Annotated in this window: 18 protein-coding genes and 1 other annotated feature; of the genes, 4 read left to right on the top strand and 14 right to left on the bottom strand. The window is 53.1% G+C overall.

Annotation, left to right across the window (positions count from 1 at the left end):
• Nucleotides 1-31: 31 nt before the first annotated feature.
• Nucleotides 32-1,078: a 3-deoxy-7-phosphoheptulonate synthase AroH gene (gene aroH / locus QQZ17_RS06560; protein ID WP_152404897.1), complete on the top strand. Its 1,047-nt coding sequence runs from the start codon at nt 32-34 to the stop codon at nt 1,076-1,078.
• A gap of 143 nt (nt 1,079-1,221) precedes the next feature.
• A complete protein-coding gene (hemP, locus tag QQZ17_RS06555) occupies nt 1,222-1,404 on the top strand; it encodes a hemin uptake protein HemP (RefSeq protein ID WP_152404898.1) in 183 nt (60 codons plus the stop codon).
• Between the two features lie 4 nt (nt 1,405-1,408).
• Here hemP and selO read toward each other — a convergent pair whose 3' ends face one another.
• From selO to thrS, 14 genes are all read right to left on the bottom strand, one after another.
• On the bottom strand, nt 1,409-2,851 hold the full coding sequence (selO, locus tag QQZ17_RS06550; RefSeq protein ID WP_152404899.1) for a protein adenylyltransferase SelO: 1,443 nt from the start codon (nt 2,849-2,851) through the stop codon (nt 1,409-1,411).
• 61 nt (nt 2,852-2,912) lie between these two features.
• On the bottom strand, nt 2,913-3,626 hold the full coding sequence (locus QQZ17_RS06545) for an EAL domain-containing protein (RefSeq protein WP_178823907.1): 714 nt from the start codon (nt 3,624-3,626) through the stop codon (nt 2,913-2,915).
• A gap of 223 nt (nt 3,627-3,849) precedes the next feature.
• Nucleotides 3,850-4,314 carry a C40 family peptidase gene (locus tag QQZ17_RS06540; protein ID WP_152404901.1) on the bottom strand — a complete coding sequence of 155 codons (465 nt, stop codon included), beginning with the start codon at nt 4,312-4,314 and terminating at the stop codon, nt 3,850-3,852.
• A 77-nt stretch (nt 4,315-4,391) separates the two neighbouring features.
• On the bottom strand, nt 4,392-5,141 hold the full coding sequence (gene btuD, locus QQZ17_RS06535; protein WP_152404902.1) for a vitamin B12 ABC transporter ATP-binding protein BtuD: 750 nt from the start codon (nt 5,139-5,141) through the stop codon (nt 4,392-4,394).
• Nucleotides 5,141-5,692: a glutathione peroxidase gene (locus tag QQZ17_RS06530; protein ID WP_152404903.1), complete on the bottom strand. Its 552-nt coding sequence runs from the start codon at nt 5,690-5,692 to the stop codon at nt 5,141-5,143. The genes btuD and QQZ17_RS06530 overlap by 1 nt, the downstream gene beginning before the upstream one ends.
• 63 nt (nt 5,693-5,755) lie before the next feature.
• Nucleotides 5,756-6,736 carry a vitamin B12 ABC transporter permease BtuC gene (gene btuC, locus QQZ17_RS06525; protein WP_152404904.1) on the bottom strand — a complete coding sequence of 327 codons (981 nt, stop codon included), beginning with the start codon at nt 6,734-6,736 and terminating at the stop codon, nt 5,756-5,758.
• A 100-nt stretch (nt 6,737-6,836) separates the two neighbouring features.
• The gene (gene ihfA, locus QQZ17_RS06520) at nt 6,837-7,136 is read right to left on the bottom strand and encodes an integration host factor subunit alpha (RefSeq protein WP_001229265.1); all 300 of its coding nucleotides are present in this window, start codon (nt 7,134-7,136) and stop codon (nt 6,837-6,839) included.
• 4 nt (nt 7,137-7,140) lie between these two features.
• Nucleotides 7,141-9,528: a phenylalanine--tRNA ligase subunit beta gene (gene pheT / locus QQZ17_RS06515; RefSeq protein WP_152404905.1), complete on the bottom strand. Its 2,388-nt coding sequence runs from the start codon at nt 9,526-9,528 to the stop codon at nt 7,141-7,143.
• A 15-nt stretch (nt 9,529-9,543) separates the two neighbouring features.
• Entirely contained in the window at nt 9,544-10,527 is a 984-nt protein-coding gene (pheS, locus tag QQZ17_RS06510) for a phenylalanine--tRNA ligase subunit alpha (RefSeq protein ID WP_152404906.1), read from the bottom strand.
• Between the two features lie 62 nt (nt 10,528-10,589).
• Nucleotides 10,590-10,713 (bottom strand) — a sequence feature (Phe leader region).
• Nucleotides 10,664-10,708 (bottom strand): pheST operon leader peptide PheM, encoded by a 45-nt coding sequence (pheM, locus tag QQZ17_RS06505; RefSeq protein WP_001386830.1) that lies wholly within the window; start codon nt 10,706-10,708, stop codon nt 10,664-10,666. (Overlaps the previous feature by 45 nt.)
• A gap of 119 nt (nt 10,714-10,832) precedes the next feature.
• Nucleotides 10,833-11,189 (bottom strand): 50S ribosomal protein L20, encoded by a 357-nt coding sequence (gene rplT / locus QQZ17_RS06500; RefSeq protein WP_000124850.1) that lies wholly within the window; start codon nt 11,187-11,189, stop codon nt 10,833-10,835.
• A gap of 93 nt (nt 11,190-11,282) precedes the next feature.
• Entirely contained in the window at nt 11,283-11,480 is a 198-nt protein-coding gene (gene rpmI / locus QQZ17_RS06495) for a 50S ribosomal protein L35 (RefSeq protein WP_003030583.1), read from the bottom strand.
• Nucleotides 11,481-11,576: 96 nt separating this feature from the next.
• Nucleotides 11,577-12,119 carry a translation initiation factor IF-3 gene (infC, locus tag QQZ17_RS06490; protein ID WP_052746887.1) on the bottom strand — a complete coding sequence of 181 codons (543 nt, stop codon included), beginning with the start codon at nt 12,117-12,119 and terminating at the stop codon, nt 11,577-11,579.
• A 3-nt stretch (nt 12,120-12,122) separates the two neighbouring features.
• Nucleotides 12,123-14,051, bottom strand: coding sequence for a threonine--tRNA ligase (gene thrS / locus QQZ17_RS06485; protein WP_043000876.1), 1,929 nt, complete (start codon nt 14,049-14,051; stop codon nt 12,123-12,125).
• Nucleotides 14,052-14,413: 362 nt separating this feature from the next.
• Between thrS and QQZ17_RS06480 the strand changes: the two genes are divergently transcribed.
• Together QQZ17_RS06480 and QQZ17_RS06475 are read left to right on the top strand one after the other, a co-directional pair.
• On the top strand, nt 14,414-14,725 hold the full coding sequence (locus QQZ17_RS06480; protein ID WP_152404907.1) for a DUF6506 family protein: 312 nt from the start codon (nt 14,414-14,416) through the stop codon (nt 14,723-14,725).
• Nucleotides 14,726-14,752: 27 nt separating this feature from the next.
• Complete coding sequence (locus QQZ17_RS06475; protein ID WP_152404908.1) at nt 14,753-15,562, top strand: helix-turn-helix domain-containing protein; 810 nt, start codon at nt 14,753-14,755, stop codon at nt 15,560-15,562.
• Nucleotides 15,563-15,609 lie beyond the last annotated feature (47 nt).

The following is a 15,609-nucleotide window of genomic DNA, read 5'->3' as shown; positions in this document are numbered from 1 at the left end:
CCGTAGAAGCCACAAATTTCTGAGAATTGTCATGAACAGAACCGATGAACTGCGTACCGCGCGTATAGACAGTCTGGTTACGCCCGCTGAACTTGCGCAACGGCATCCTGTGTCGTCCGCCGTCGCCAGCCACGTCACCGACTCCCGACGCCGGATAGAAAGAATACTGAATGGCGAAGACCGCCGTTTGCTGGTCATTGTGGGACCGTGCTCCATTCACGATCTTGACGCCGCTCTGGAGTACGCCACGCGTTTACAGGCGCTGCGTACTCAGCACCAGGCGCGCCTGGAAATCGTCATGCGCACCTATTTTGAAAAGCCACGCACTGTCGTCGGCTGGAAAGGTCTCATTTCCGATCCGGACCTCAATGGCAGCTATCGCGTGAACCACGGTATTGAACTGGCGCGCAAACTGCTGTTGCAGGTCAATGAACTGGGCATCCCGACCGCCACGGAATTTCTCGATATGGTGACCGGGCAATTTATTGCCGATCTGATCAGTTGGGGCGCCATTGGCGCGCGAACCACCGAAAGCCAGATCCACCGCGAAATGGCCTCGGCACTCTCCTGCCCGGTCGGCTTTAAAAACGGCACCGACGGAAATACCCGTATCGCCGTTGACGCGATCCGCGCCTCCCGCGCCAGTCATATGTTCCTCTCGCCTGATAAGACCGGTCAGATGACCATTTATCAGACCAGCGGTAACCCCTATGGCCATATCATTATGCGTGGCGGCAAAAAGCCAAACTACCATGCTGAAGATATTGCGGCGGCCTGCAGTACGCTGCATGAATTTGATCTGCCTGAACATCTGGTCGTTGATTTCAGCCACGGCAACTGCCAGAAACAGCATCGTCGTCAGTTGGATGTCTGTGATGATATTTGCCAGCAGATCCGTAACGGATCGACGGCCATCGCCGGTATTATGGCGGAAAGTTTTCTGCGTGAAGGTACGCAGAAAATCGTCAGCGGACAGCCGCTGGTCTACGGTCAGTCGGTAACCGATCCTTGCCTTAACTGGGAAGACACTGAACTGCTGCTGAGCAAGCTGGCCTGCGCGGTTGACAGTCGTTTCTGACCGCTCGCCCATCCTTTCGGGGATGGGCAATTCTTCTCCCCTTTTCGCAAACTACCACATTTAATACTTGTTGTTGTCGCGCACATTATTGATAATAAAAATCATTGTGACATTAATTATTATTAATCAGCCGTGATACCCGTATGGATAACATTGAAGCACCCCGTCTTAAGGAACAAGAAAACGCGGTTCCCCCGCCTGCGCCCATCCGCAAGATCAGCAGTCAGAAACTGTTAGGTGATGACGGTAAGGTAATTATCGATCACGACGGTCAGGAGTACCTGCTGCGTCGAACGCAGGCAGGTAAACTCTTGCTGACCAAGTAGAACATCAGCTTGAACAGCTGACTTCCAGACGCTTTCCCCAGTCCGGCGGACGATGGCTGTAATCATCATCGCGCTCGCGGAAAGGCTCCCGCAGTACGGCGTGCAAGCGATGCAGTTCGCTCATATCGCCTTTTTCCGCCGCTTCAATAGCTCGTTGCGCCAGCCAGTTACGTAGCACCACGGACGGATTGGCGCTTTGCATCAGCGACTGGCGCGTCGCATCGGCGACTTCATCGCGCTGTAAACGCGTTCTGTAGCGCGAGAACCAGTCGTCAAATGCGGCACGGTCGATAAATTCATCGCGCAAGGGCGATGCGCTGCTCTGCTGTTCGGTGACGCTCAGCATGCGGAAGGTGCGGGTGTAGTCACTGCGCTCGCGGGCCATCAGGCTGAACAATTCGTTCAGCAGTTCGTTGTCATCCCTTTGTTCGGTCATGAAGCCCAGTTTCTGCCGCATCCGCTGACCGTAGCGCGTCAATAGCGCCGCCTGGTAGCCGTCGAGGGCATCATTCAGCGCCTCAACCGGGATAAAGGGCGACAGGCTTTGCGCGAGTCGCTGTAGATTCCACAGACCCACCGCAGGTTGATTATCGAAACTGTAGCGCCCCTGATGGTCTGAATGGTTACAAATGAACCCCGGCTCATAATCATCCAGAAAACCAAACGGACCGTAGTCCATCGTCAGTCCAAGAATCGACATGTTATCGGTGTTCATCACCCCGTGCGCAAAACCTACGGTTTGCCAGTCGGCTATCAGTGACGCGGTCCGCGCGACCACGTCGCGAAACCAGAGAATGTACTTATCGGCTTCCTGCTGGAGGTGCGGCCAGTAATGGCGAATCGCGAAATCCGCCAGTTGCTGAACGTTTTCCGGTTCGCGGCGATAATAGAAATGCTCAAAATGGCCGAATCGCATGTGGCTTTGCGCCAGTCGCATCAGCATCGCCCCCGCCTCCACCGTTTCACGGTAAACCGGCGTTTCGCTGGTGACAATCGCCAGCGCCCGGGTTGTCGGTATCCCCAGATAGTGCATCGCTTCACTGGCGAGGCTTTCACGGAGAGTGGAGCGCAATACCGCACGACCATCCCCCATGCGCGAATACGGCGTCAAACCCGCGCCTTTCAGATGCCAGTCCATCGTGCTGCCATCGGCAAGCAACTGCTCACCCAGCAAGATGCCACGCCCGTCGCCCAGTTGGCCCGCCCAGACGCCAAACTGATGACCGCTATAGACCTGCGCCAGCGGAGACATTCCCGCTAGCAGTGTCTCACCGCCCCAGACCCCCGCCGGGCCGTCAGGATGAAAAAGCGAGTCGGGGATACCCAGTTGTTCGGCAAGCGCATCATTGTGCCAAATCAGCCGTGACTTATTCAGCGGCGTTGGCGACAGTGCGGTAAATGTTGCTGGCAGTTCATCGCGCCAGCGGGCTGTAAAAGACAGGGTCATAGGGCCTCCTGCCTGTAGTGTAGACGGTTAATACCGGCATAAACACCAGCAAACAGAAAGGTTATCCGTGGAGTAACTGGGTTACCTGATCCGCGGTGACAGCAGGCCACAGACCGCCCTGCATGGCACCAAAACCGAATGGCATCACGCGGGTCAACATCGCTTCGTTGTCGATACCGGCGATCATCAGCGATTCACAATAAGGGGAAACTTGCGTGAGAATGGCGCGCATGAACGGTTCGAAGGAGAGCTGCGTAGCCCGGCGATGAACAAAATTCCGGTCCAGTATTATGCGTTTAAATAACCCATCGAATATGGCTTTGTTGGCACTTTCTCCTGCACCGAAATTGGCCAGTACCAGAGGAAAACGTTCGACAAGCGCGGTCAGCGTTTTATTCTCTTTTCCGTCAGACAGTTCGGGAAAATTCTCATTAATCATCAATTCCAGAAATGAAAATCGTTTAACGGCAGAAACGCGCTCACTATCCATTAATAATAACGGTACAACTGCCGGGGTTATATAAATCCAGGCGACAAGTTTATGTTGAATAAAAAAGTGTTGGCACGTTTCGAGCAGGGCCAGTTTTTCGACAAACAGTTGGCACTGCTCTTCGGGAGAAAGTCGCGGAAGCACCAGATCCGTAGGGATGCGAACCTTGTCGTCATCACTGACAAAGTTTGCGATAATACTTAAACCGATAAGTTTCCGTTGTACATTCCGGGCGGGCTGAAAATAGAGTTCAGAATGGTACACATTATCCAGTGAAATATTCATCACGGTAGCCCCACACACTGGGAGTGATTCGGCAACCTATTACACAGGATGTCGTCATCCATCTTTTTTAATGACAGAGGGGAAATGTTCATGTTGTCCTTTTCACCCGGAGTCCCGGTTCCTTTGTTTTCAGCTTATCCTGATTATAAACACTTAGCCAGCATTGTTCTTTTCCCGACAATAAAAGCGAGGCGCGCCCTCAATCAGAAATAACACTTTGCAACTAAATCCGTCTCGCCTGCCAAAAGTTTTTCCGCCAGTAAACATTATCCAGCGACGAGCGCATCACGCCACGACTGGTTGACGCATGAATAAATTGACCGTTGGTATCATAAATACCCACATGTAAACCGCTCTCTCCCGATCCGGTTTTGAAAAACACCAGATCGCCAGGCAGTAATTCATCTTTATCGATTTCCGTCCCCAGTTTTGCCTGTTGACGGGTTTCACGCGGCAGTTGCAAAGCGAACTGGTCGCGCATGGTCATCAGCACAAAGCCGGAACAATCCACGCCACCGCGGCTCATGCCGCCGTAACGATACGGTGTACCGCGCCAGGTCTGGAGTTGATCATTTAATCCGGCAATAACGGTGATGGAATCAGAGAGCCGGGCATTGGGCGGCGGCGCTCGGTGGCTACTACATCCTGCCAACAACAGTGCTGTGCAAAAAAGAAACCAGAAACGCATTCAGGCGAATCCTCTGTTTTTCTATTCTTCACCCCATATAGCGGGTATTTACGCGGGTTTTCAAGAAACCATTTCGTTTAAGTGGTTGATATAACCATTCTGTGACCTTCGATGTCAAGACGCCGGAAGTGCAGCCCATAGGCTCGTGTTAAATGCGCCGGTGTCAGCACCTCATCACGCGGACCGCTGGCAAGCAGTTTCCCCTGTTTGAGCAACCATGCCCGATGCGCGTGACGCAAGGTATGATTCAGATCGTGACTACTCATCACGATGGCAATCCCCTGCTCACACAGGCGATTCAGAATGCGATCCAGCGCATTCTGTTGTGCAACATCGAGGCTGTTCATGGGTTCATCAAGTAGCAGCAACTGCCCCTGCGGATTGGTCTCTGGCGCGATTTGCAGGATCACGGCAGCAAGGCGTACACGCTGCCATTCACCGCCCGAGAGTTCCTTCGCATTGCGCCCGAGCTTGTCTGCCAGCCCCAGCGACTCGGCCACCGCAGTAAGCTGGTCAGTCCGCGTTTTGTCCGCCTGATGCAGCGTCAGAAAGTGCCATACCGGCATCGCAAAGGGCGGATTCTGCTGCTGCGCCAGATAAGCGCGATGCCGGGCAAGTTTGGCTGCGGGCCACGACGCCAGCTCAGTACCGGCCAGGGTGATGGTTCCCGCGCCACTGGTTAGGCCAGCCATTCGCGCCAGCAGCGTGCTTTTCCCGGCACCGTTCGGCCCTACCAGATGCAGGATTTCCCCCGCGCGGATCTCCCCACACAAAGGCCCCAACCGGGGGATATCGGCAACATCCTGTAACTGCATCAGTGAAGACATTATTTAGCCAACGCGAGTTTGATACTTTCCATGACGATAGGATCTTCCGGCGTCATATCAGGTGAAAAACGCTGTACTACCTTGCCATCCCGGCCCACGAGGAACTTCTCGAAGTTCCACAGGATATCGCCCGGATTAAGCGGCGCGCGCCCTTTGCTGACCATTCGCTCATAAAAACCGCTTCCTTCAGGGGCCACCGCCGTCGGCGCAGCGGCAATCAGCTTCTGGTACAGCGGATGGCGCCCGTCCCCGTTCACCTCAATCTTGCTGAACATCGGGAAGGTCACGCCCCAGGTCGTGGCACAGTAAGTTTTAATCTCATCTTCGCTGCCAGGTTCCTGTCCGAGGAACTGATTGCAGGGAAAGCCCAGCACGGTAAAGCCACGATCGGCCCACGCTTTCTGAATATTTTCCAGTTGCTCATACTGCGGGGTCAGACCGCATTTTGACGCCACGTTCACCACCAGCAGCACATTGCCCGCATACTTTTCGAGGGTCGTGACCTCGCCATCAATCGTCGTCACTTCAGTGTTCAGAATCGAGTCTTGCATAGCCTCTCCAGGATCGTGAGTGATTCAAATACCAGCATCTAATCATAGACCGTCTTGTCATACCTAACGTCCGGCTTTGAGTAACAGCCAGATAAAGACCGGCGCCCCGAGCGTCGCGGTGACCACGCCAATCGGTAACTCCGCAGAAGCAAGCGCCAGCCGAGCCACTACATCCGCCAGCAGCAGCGCAATGGCGCCCGCCAGCGCGCAGGCAGGCAACAGGACGCGATGGTCCGTTAAGCCGCACAGGCGTAGAATATGGGGGATCACCAGGCCAATAAAACCAATGGCCCCCGCAAGCGCCACGCTCACCCCGACCATCCACCCGGTAGCGACCACCAACAAATTACGCCAGAACCACAGGGGAAGTCCCAACTGTCGGGCAGACGTTTCTCCCAACGCCAGCATGTTCATCGCCTGTGACTGACAGCAGATCCACACCAGTACCGGGATCAGGGCCAGCATCAGCCATGCCTGCTCCCAGTTGACGCCGCCAAACCCACCCATCATCCAGTACATTAACTGACGCAGATCGAATGAGGTTGAAAAATAGATGGCCCAGGTCATCAGGGCGCTACAGATAATCCCCAGCGCCACCCCGGCAAGCAGCAGGCGACTGGTCGAAAGATGACGGCGGGCAAAACGCAAGAGGATCAGGGTAATGACCAGCGCGCCGACAATGGCACACAGTCCGAGCACCCAGTGTGGAAGCACGCCCTTCCCCAGCAGCACTGCGGCGATCAGTCCCACGCCTGCACCGTTGGAGACGCCGAGCAGCCCCGGTTCCGCAAGCGGGTTTTCAAACAGTGCCTGCATCACTGCGCCGGACAAGGCCAGCGCCGCCCCTACCAGCAGCACGGCCAGCGCGCGCGGAAGGCGAATTTGCCAGACAAAGAGTTCACCGCGCGGCGTCAGCCAGTCAGCAGGCGATATCCACTGCTCTCCGGCGCACAGACTTAACAGCAGTGTCAGTAGCATCAGTACCGACAGGCTCAGGATCCAGCGCACATGTTGTCGCTGTTGTTGACGGGCAAAAGTCAGCATGATTTCCGTTCAACTGAAAAAGATGTCATTGATTCTACGGTGCGACATCTTCGCAGAAAAGAAAAAAGGCCGCAAAAGCGGCCTTTTTGGTTAGATCTGATTACTCATCTTTGGGCGAAGCGTTTTCGACTCGGCTCTTTAACTTCTGTCCGGGTCTGAAGGTCACTACGCGCCGTGCTGTAATGGGAATATCTTCGCCCGTTTTCGGGTTACGTCCCGGACGTTGATTCTTATCACGCAGATCGAAGTTACCAAAACCAGAGAGTTTTACCTGCTCACCGTTTTCCAGAGCACGACGGATCTCTTCGAAAAACAGTTCGACCAGTTCTTTGGCATCCCGCTTGCTAAGCCCAAGCTTATCAAACAGATATTCTGACATTTCAGCTTTTGTAAGCGCCATAGGTTCAATCCCTCAATGATGCCTGGAATCGCTCTTTTAATGCCTCTACACATTTGGCGACGGTAGCGGCAATCTCCTCTTCTTCGAGTGTACGGCTGGTATCCTGAAGGATCAGGCTAATGGCGAGGCTCTTATACCCCTCCGCAACACCCTTACCACGGTACACGTCAAATAAGTTTACGCCAACTACCTGATTTACGCCAACTTTCTTACACTCGGATAAAATATCAGCAGCGGGAACGTTTTCTGCGACAACGACAGCGATGTCGCGACGGTTCGCCGGGAAGCGTGAAATCTCGCGCGCCTGAGGCACCACGCGGTCTGCGAGCTTGTTCCACTCCAGTTCGAACACCAGAGTACGGCCATTGAGATCCAGCTTACGTTCCAGTTCAGGATGAACAACACCAATGAAACCAATGCGTTCACCTTTCAGATAAATCGCTGCAGACTGTCCTGGATGCAGTGCAGGATTGGCCTCTGCTCTGAACTGAATGTCGCCGAGTTTATCGGTCAGATCCAACACCGCTTCCAGATCGCCCTTCAAATCATAGAAATCAACGGTCTCTTTTGCCAGGTCCCAGTGCTCATCGTAGCGGTTACCACAGATAACGCCAGCCAGCATCAGATCCTGACGAATGCCCAGGTTGGCCTGGGTATCCGGCACAAAACGCAGCCCGCTTTCAAAAATACGTACGCGGTTCTGCTGACGGTTCTGGTTGTATACCACCGTTGCCAGTAACCCTGTCCACAGCGACAGGCGCATTGCCGACATTTCGATGGAGATTGGGCTTGGCAGCAGCAGCGCCTCTTCACCTGGGTGGAGCAACTGCTGTACTTTCGGATCGACGAAGCTATAGGTAATGACTTCCTGGTAGCCTTTGTCGTTCAGCAAGGTTTTCACACGTTTCAGCGACAGATCCGCTTCACGATGCGTCCCCATGATAAGACCGGCCTGGATGGGTTCGTCAGGGATGTTGTCGTAGCCATACACGCGGGCGACTTCTTCAACCAGGTCTTCTTCAATTTCCATGTCGAAACGCCAGCTCGGCGCAACGGCCTGCCACTCGCCTTCGCCTTCTGTCACATCACAGCCCAGACGACGCAGAATGTCGCTCACCAGCGCATCAGCAATGTGATGACCAATCAGGCGATCCAGTTTGCTACGGCGCAACGTAATGGTGGCACGCTTCGGCAGCGTCGCTTCATCCGTCACATCAATGACCGGACCGGCTTCGCCGCCGCAGATGTCCATCAGCAGACGGGTGGCACGTTCCATCGCTTTGTACTGCAGCGCAGGATCGACACCGCGCTCATAGCGGTGAGAAGCATCGGTATGCAGGCCATGACGGCGCGCACGACCGGTAATCGACAGCGGGCTGAAGAATGCACATTCCAGCAGCACGTTTTGTGTTTCATCGTTCACGCCTGAATGTTCGCCACCAAAGATGCCGCCCATCGCCAGCGCTTTCTGATGATCGGCAATCACCAGCGTATCTGCGTTCAGCTTCGCTTCACTGCCATCGAGCAGCACCAGCGTTTCGCCCTCTTTCGCCATGCGAACGACAATCCCGCCTTCAATGCGGTCTTTATCAAAGGCGTGCATCGGCTGACCCAGTTCGAGCAACACGTAGTTGGTAACGTCAACCACCGCATCAATGGAGCGAATACCACAACGACGCAGTTTTTCTTTCATCCACAACGGTGTAGGCGCTTTCACATTGATGCCTTTCACCACACGACCCAGATACCGCGGGCAGGCGTCGGAGGCTTCTACGGTAATCGGCAGGACATCGCTGACAGTTGCCGCAACCGGCACGATTTCCGGCTCAACCAGCGGCGCTTTGTTCAGCACAGCCACATCGCGGGCCACACCGATGATCCCTAAGCAGTCAGCACGGTTAGGCGTGACGCTGATCTCAATGGTATTGTCATTAAGCTTCAGATACTCGCGAATGTCGGTACCGATCGGCGCATCTACCGGCAGTTCAATAATGCCGCTGTGATCGTCGGAAATGCCCAGTTCGGAGAAAGAGCACAGCATGCCTTCGGACGGCTCGCCGCGCAGCTTAGCCGCTTTAATTTTAAAATCGCCCGGCAGAACGGCACCGATAGTCGCAACCGCCACCTTCAACCCCTGACGGCAGTTTGGCGCGCCGCAGACGATGTCCAGCAGACGCTCACCACCGACGTTAACTTTCGTCACGCGCAGCTTGTCCGCATTTGGGTGCTGGCCACATTCAACCACTTCACCCACCACCACGCCGTTAAATTCACCGGCGACCGCGTCAACACCGTCAACTTCCAGGCCTGCCATGGTGATTTGATTCGACAACGCGTCGCTGTCGATAGCCGGGTTAACCCACTCGCGTAACCACAGTTCACTGAATTTCATTGTTTTATCCTGCCTTTATTTAAACTGTTTGAGGAAACGCAGATCGTTTTCGAAGAACGCACGCAGGTCAGTGACACCGTAACGCAACATGGTCAGACGCTCCATACCCATCCCAAACGCAAAACCCGAGTAGATTTCCGGGTCGATGCCGACGTTACGCAGAACGTTCGGATGCACCATGCCGCACCCCAGCACTTCCAGCCATTTGCCGTTTTTACCCATTACGTCCACTTCTGCAGACGGCTCAGTAAACGGGAAATAAGAAGGACGGAAGCGAATCTGCAAATCTTCTTCAAAGAAGTTGCGCAGGAAGTCATGCAGCGTCCCTTTCAGGTTGGTAAAGCTGATGTTGGTATCCACAATCAGGCCTTCCATCTGGTGGAACATCGGGGTATGCGTCTGATCGTAGTCGTTACGATACACGCGACCCGGCGCGATAATACGAATCGGCGGCTGCTTTTCTTTCATGGTACGAATCTGGACGCCAGACGTCTGGGTACGCAGCAGACGCGTTGCATCAAACCAGAAGGTATCGTGATCTGCACGGGCCGGATGGTGACCCGGAATATTCAGCGCATCAAAGTTGTGGTAATCATCTTCGATTTCCGGACCGGTCGCCACGGTGAAGCCAAGCTCACCAAAGAAGCTTTCAATACGATCGATGGTACGGGTTACCGGATGCAGACCACCGTTTTCAATACGACGACCAGGCAGAGAAACATCGATGGTTTCCGCCGCCAGTCGTGCATTCAGCGCGGCGTTTTCCAGATCCGCTTTACGTGCGTTGAGCGCCTGCTGTACCTGCTCTTTCGCTTCGTTAATCACCGCACCGGCTGCAGGACGCTCTTCAGGTGGCAGCTCGCGCAGAGTCGTCATCTGAAGGGTCAGGTGCCCTTTTTTGCCCAAATATTCGACGCGCACATTGTCTAACGCGGCAACATCTGACGCCTGGTTAATGGCCGCCTTCGCACTGGCTACCAGTTCTGCGAGATGTGACATGGTTTTCCTCATTGTGTCGGTGAAGACACCGGTTCGTTGAACGTAATCTCTCGATTTCGGGCACAAAAAAAGCCTCCATCAGGAGGCTTTTTTGCGCTGTTTTTCGTTTCTTCTTTCACGCGCTAGCCTCCCGGAGTCAGGTGCTAAAGTAAAAAAAGAAGCGGAAAATAGCAGCATTCATGCTTGCGTTACCTTGTGTGGTAAAACCGGAGAACCTTTATTGAAAAGGGTTACGGATCAATTGTCAACTCATTGACGGTACAACAAATAAAAGAGAGGGAGCCAGGCTCCCTCTTTTCACTGGCTTATGCCAGAGCTGCTTTCGCTTTTTCGACCAGAGCGGTGAACGCTACTTTGTCGAATACTGCGATGTCAGCCAGGATCTTACGGTCGATTTCAACAGAGGCTTTTTTCAGGCCGTTGATGAATTTGCTGTAAGAAATACCGTTCTGACGTGCTGCTGCGTTGATACGCGCAATCCACAGTTGACGGAACTGACGCTTACGTTGACGACGGTCACGGTAAGCATACTGACCTGCTTTGATAACGGCCTGGAAGGCAACGCGGTATACGCGAGAACGCGCACCATAGTAGCCTTTGGCTTGTTTCAAAATTTTCTTGTGACGTGCGCGTGCAATTACACCACGTTTTACGCGAGCCATATGTGCTCTCCTGTATCTATTCTGATTTGCCCTTCATCTTTCACCACGGTGAAATCGATTGGGCATTAAAAAGTTAAAAAAAACGTTAACGGCTTATGCGTACGGCAGGCACGCGATAACCAGGCCCAGATCGCCTTTAGAAACAAGGCCTTTTGGACGCAGGTGACGTTTACGCTTAGTCGATTTTTTGGTCAGAATATGACGCAGGTTTGCGTGCTTACGCTTAAATCCACCACCACCGGTTTTTTTGAAGCGCTTAGCAGCACCGCGTACGGTCTTAATTTTTGGCATTTTAATAACTTCCACTTCGCATTGTTAATAAACGAAACATAGGCGAACAACGGCTGTGGAACCCGCAGGCTCCACAGACATTGCTACTTGAAGGCCTTACTGTTTCTTCTTAGGAGCGAGCACCATGATCATCTGGCGGCCTTCGATCTTCGTAGGGAAGGATTCGACTACTGCCAGTTCACTCAGATCGTCACGGACGCGCGTCAGCACTTCCATACCAATCTGTTGGTGGGCCATCTCACGACCGCGGAAACGCAGCGTGATCTTGGCCTTATCGCCATCTTCCAGAAAGCGAATCAGGCTGCGGAGTTTTACCTGATAGTCGCCATCATCGGTACCAGGACGGAATTTAATTTCCTTAACCTGGATAACTTTTTGCTTTTTCTTCTGTTCCTTAGAAGACTTACTCTTTTCATAAAGGAACTTGCCGTAGTCCATGATACGACAAACTGGCGGTTCGGCGTTAGGGCTGATTTCAACTAAATCTACTCCAGCTTCTTCAGCTTTTTCGATAGCTTCTCTCAGACTCACAATACCCAAAGCTTCGCCTTCCAGACCTGTTAAGCGAACTTCCAGGGCGCGAATCTCGCCATTGATACGATTCGGACGTGCCGTTTGAACTCGTTTTCCGCCTTTAATACCTTATTCCTCCAGTTGTTGAAGACTGCGGCTGCGAATCTCTTGTTGCAGCTTCTCAATCACTTCACTTACGTCCAGGCTGCCCAAGTCTTTGCCACGACGGGTACGCACGGCAACTTTGCCGGCTTCTACCTCTTTGTCGCCACAGACCAACATGTAAGGGACACGACGTAAAGTGTGCTCGCGGATTTTAAAGCCTATCTTCTCATTTCTCAAGTCTGCTTTTACACGAATGCCCGCATTTTGTAGTTTCTGCGTCAATTCGTTAACGTATTCAGACTGTGAATCGGTAATGTTCATCACCACTACCTGAACCGGCGCAAGCCAGGTCGGGAAGAAGCCGGCGAACTCTTCAGTCAGGATACCGATGAAACGTTCCATAGACCCAAGAATTGCGCGGTGAATCATAACCGGTACCTGACGCTCGTTGTTTTCGCCCACATACGAGGCGCTCAGACGAGACGGCAGAGAGAAGTCCAGCTGTACAGTACCGCACTGCCATGCGCGATCGAGACAGTCATACAGGGTAAATTCAATTTTCGGACCGTAGAACGCGCCTTCACCCAGTTGGTATTCAAATGGGATATTGTTTTCTTCCAGCGCAACGGCCAGATCCGCCTCAGCACGATCCCACATTTCATCGCTACCGATACGTTTTTCGGGACGAGTGGAAAGTTTGACGACGATTTTCTCGAAGCCAAAGGTGCTGTACATATCGTAGACCATACGGATGCACGCGTTAACTTCATCGCGGATTTGCTCTTCAGTACAGAAGATATGCGCATCATCCTGGGTGAAGCCACGCACACGCATCAGACCATGCAGCGCACCTGACGGCTCGTTACGATGGCAGCTACCAAACTCTGCCATACGCAGCGGCAGGTCGCGGTAGGATTTCAGGCCCTGATTAAAGATCTGTACGTGACCCGGACAGTTCATCGGCTTGATGCAGTATTCACGGTTCTCAGAAGAGGTGGTGAACATCGCATCTTTGTAGTTGTCCCAGTGCCCGGTTTTTTCCCACAGCACACGGTCCATCATGAACGGCCCTTTCACTTCCTGATACTGATACTCTTTGAGCTTGGAGCGCACAAAGACTTCCAGTTCGCGGAAGATAGTCCAGCCGTCGTTATGCCAGAACACCATACCCGGCGCTTCTTCCTGCATGTGATACAGGTCAAGCTGCTTACCGATTTTACGGTGGTCACGTTTTGCCGCTTCTTCCAGACGTTGCAGATAAGCACTGAGGGCTTTTTTGTCTGCCCAGGCCGTTCCGTAGATACGCTGCAACATCTTGTTGTCGCTGTCGCCACGCCAGTATGCGCCTGCGGTTTTCATCAGTTTAAAGTGATGGCAGAAGCGCATATTCGGCACGTGCGGACCACGACACATATCGACATATTCTTCATGATGATACAAACCAGGTTTGTCATCATGGGCAATGTTTTCATCAAGAATGGAGACTTTATAAATCTCGCCACGCTTCACGAAGGTTTCACGCGCTTCGTGCCAGCTGACTTTTTTCTTAATGACATCGTAATTTTTCTCAGCGAGCTCGTGCATCCGCTTCTCGAGCGCATCGATATCTTCCTGGGTCAACGTACGGTCAAGGTCCACATCATAGTAGAAACCATTGTCGACAACCGGACCGATAGCCATCTTGGTATTTGGCCAAAGTTGTTTGATCGCATGACCTAACAGGTGTGCACAGGAGTGACGAATGATCTCCAGCCCTTCTTCATCTTTTGCGGTGATGATAGAGAGCGTCGCATCATTTTCGATCAGGTCAGAAGCATCAACCAGCTCGCCATTAACGCGGCCAGCGAGGGTGGCTTTCGCCAGACCAGGACCGATGTCCAGAGCAACATCCATGGGGCTTACAGCGTGGTCGTAATGGCGTTGACTGCCATCAGGAAGAGTAATAACAGGCATGTTATGTCCTTATTTGCAGTGGTGACCCATACGCAAGATCACATACAAAGAGAAAATTTGTTTGTTTACAGTTAGTTGTGAAGCCATCTAACCAACAATTGCTAAATTGGCACACAATCTGGGACACATCAGCATTCGCTACGAGAGCGCTGCAATGTGGTCGAACGATGGTAACACTAAAAAAAGGGAGAATGCACCCTTCCGTTATATATTGGGATGAGTCACGAGGTTAGCACGCGTTTTTCCCCTCTGACAGAACGACATGTCGATGTCCCCAGCCTCGTGACTGGCGGATTGGTACAATACCGCTCACGTTATCAAACATAAGATCCCGGTTCGATAACAAAACAGGATAACGAGTCATGAGCGATATTTTAAAAGCGGCATTTATTTTTGTTGCGCCTCACGCGGTGGCTGAGACCCATAACGCCTGGGTAAAAACCGAACAGGTGCAGGTGAAAACGATCGCGGTGAGCGATTATCAGCAGGCGGGTAAACTCCTTGATGCGCTCTATGACGAGGGGATCCGGGCGATTGAATTGTGTGCGGGTTTCGGCCATCTTGGTGTTGCACATATGGTGAAGGCGGCAGCAGGCCGAATGCACGTAGGCGTCGTTCGCTTTGACCTTCATCCGGGGCTGGGGAACCAAAGTGGAGACTGTCTGTTTGAATAAGGCATTGAGTCGGAGGTAAACAGCGACATGCAACGACGCCGCGCGCCCAGTCCGGCGCTGGCTGACTGGATAGCCCATTTCTGGTGCTGGCAAATGTCAGCAGGGACACCGTTGCCCACGCTTTTTCCCGGGACCGGAGGCGAACTGCTGCTCAACCTGGGCGATCCTCTGCGCATTGCGACGATACCGCTTGATAGCCAACAGACAGCAAATTACCTTACTGTCCCAAAGGGCGAGGCTGTCCTGCTTCGCCCGCGCAGGTCCAGAATGACATTCATCCCCCAGGGAGAAATCGATTTATTGTCAATCCGACTGCGTTCTGCCACCTGCTTCCCCCTCCTGGGTGTCGCGATGGATGAACTGGATGATGTTCCCGTTTCCTTCACCGATATGGGTTTACGTTGGGCGATCCCGGAACTGATTAATTTGCCGTATGAAATGCGCATCAACCGGTTAGAACGCTGGCTGCTGGCCATTACTGACCGTTGCCATCTGGCAAACACCGCGCTCATTCAGGCGGTGAACCGACTGTATTATGGGGATGCTTTCTTGACGCTCCGTAACCAGTTGGGGTTGACTGAACGGACAATGCTACGACGCGTTCATCAATTTACCGGCGTCGATGCACGCTATTTTTGCCGCACAGCCCGATTTCAGAGAACGCTGCGCCATCTGCTGACAGAAGGCGATGTTCTGAACAGCGCACTCAACCACGGCTACTACGATCAGGCCCATTTCATCAAAACATGTCGCCTCTATACCGGCCTGACGCCGACTGAACTTTTGAAGCTTCAGTACCGGCAGCCTAATTACTATACCAACGCGCTTGCAGAGTAGGTGCTATAGCCCCTTCCTTTTCCTTCCCTGTTGGACGAGGCAAGATG

It is taken from the genome of Citrobacter sp. T1.2D-1, from assembly GCF_950098555.1.
In the GTDB taxonomy this organism is placed as follows: Bacteria; Pseudomonadota; Gammaproteobacteria; order Enterobacterales; family Enterobacteriaceae; genus Citrobacter_A; species Citrobacter_A telavivensis.
The sequence above is the reverse complement of the archived record's forward strand: the minus strand, read 5'-3'. Positions and strand labels throughout refer to the sequence as shown.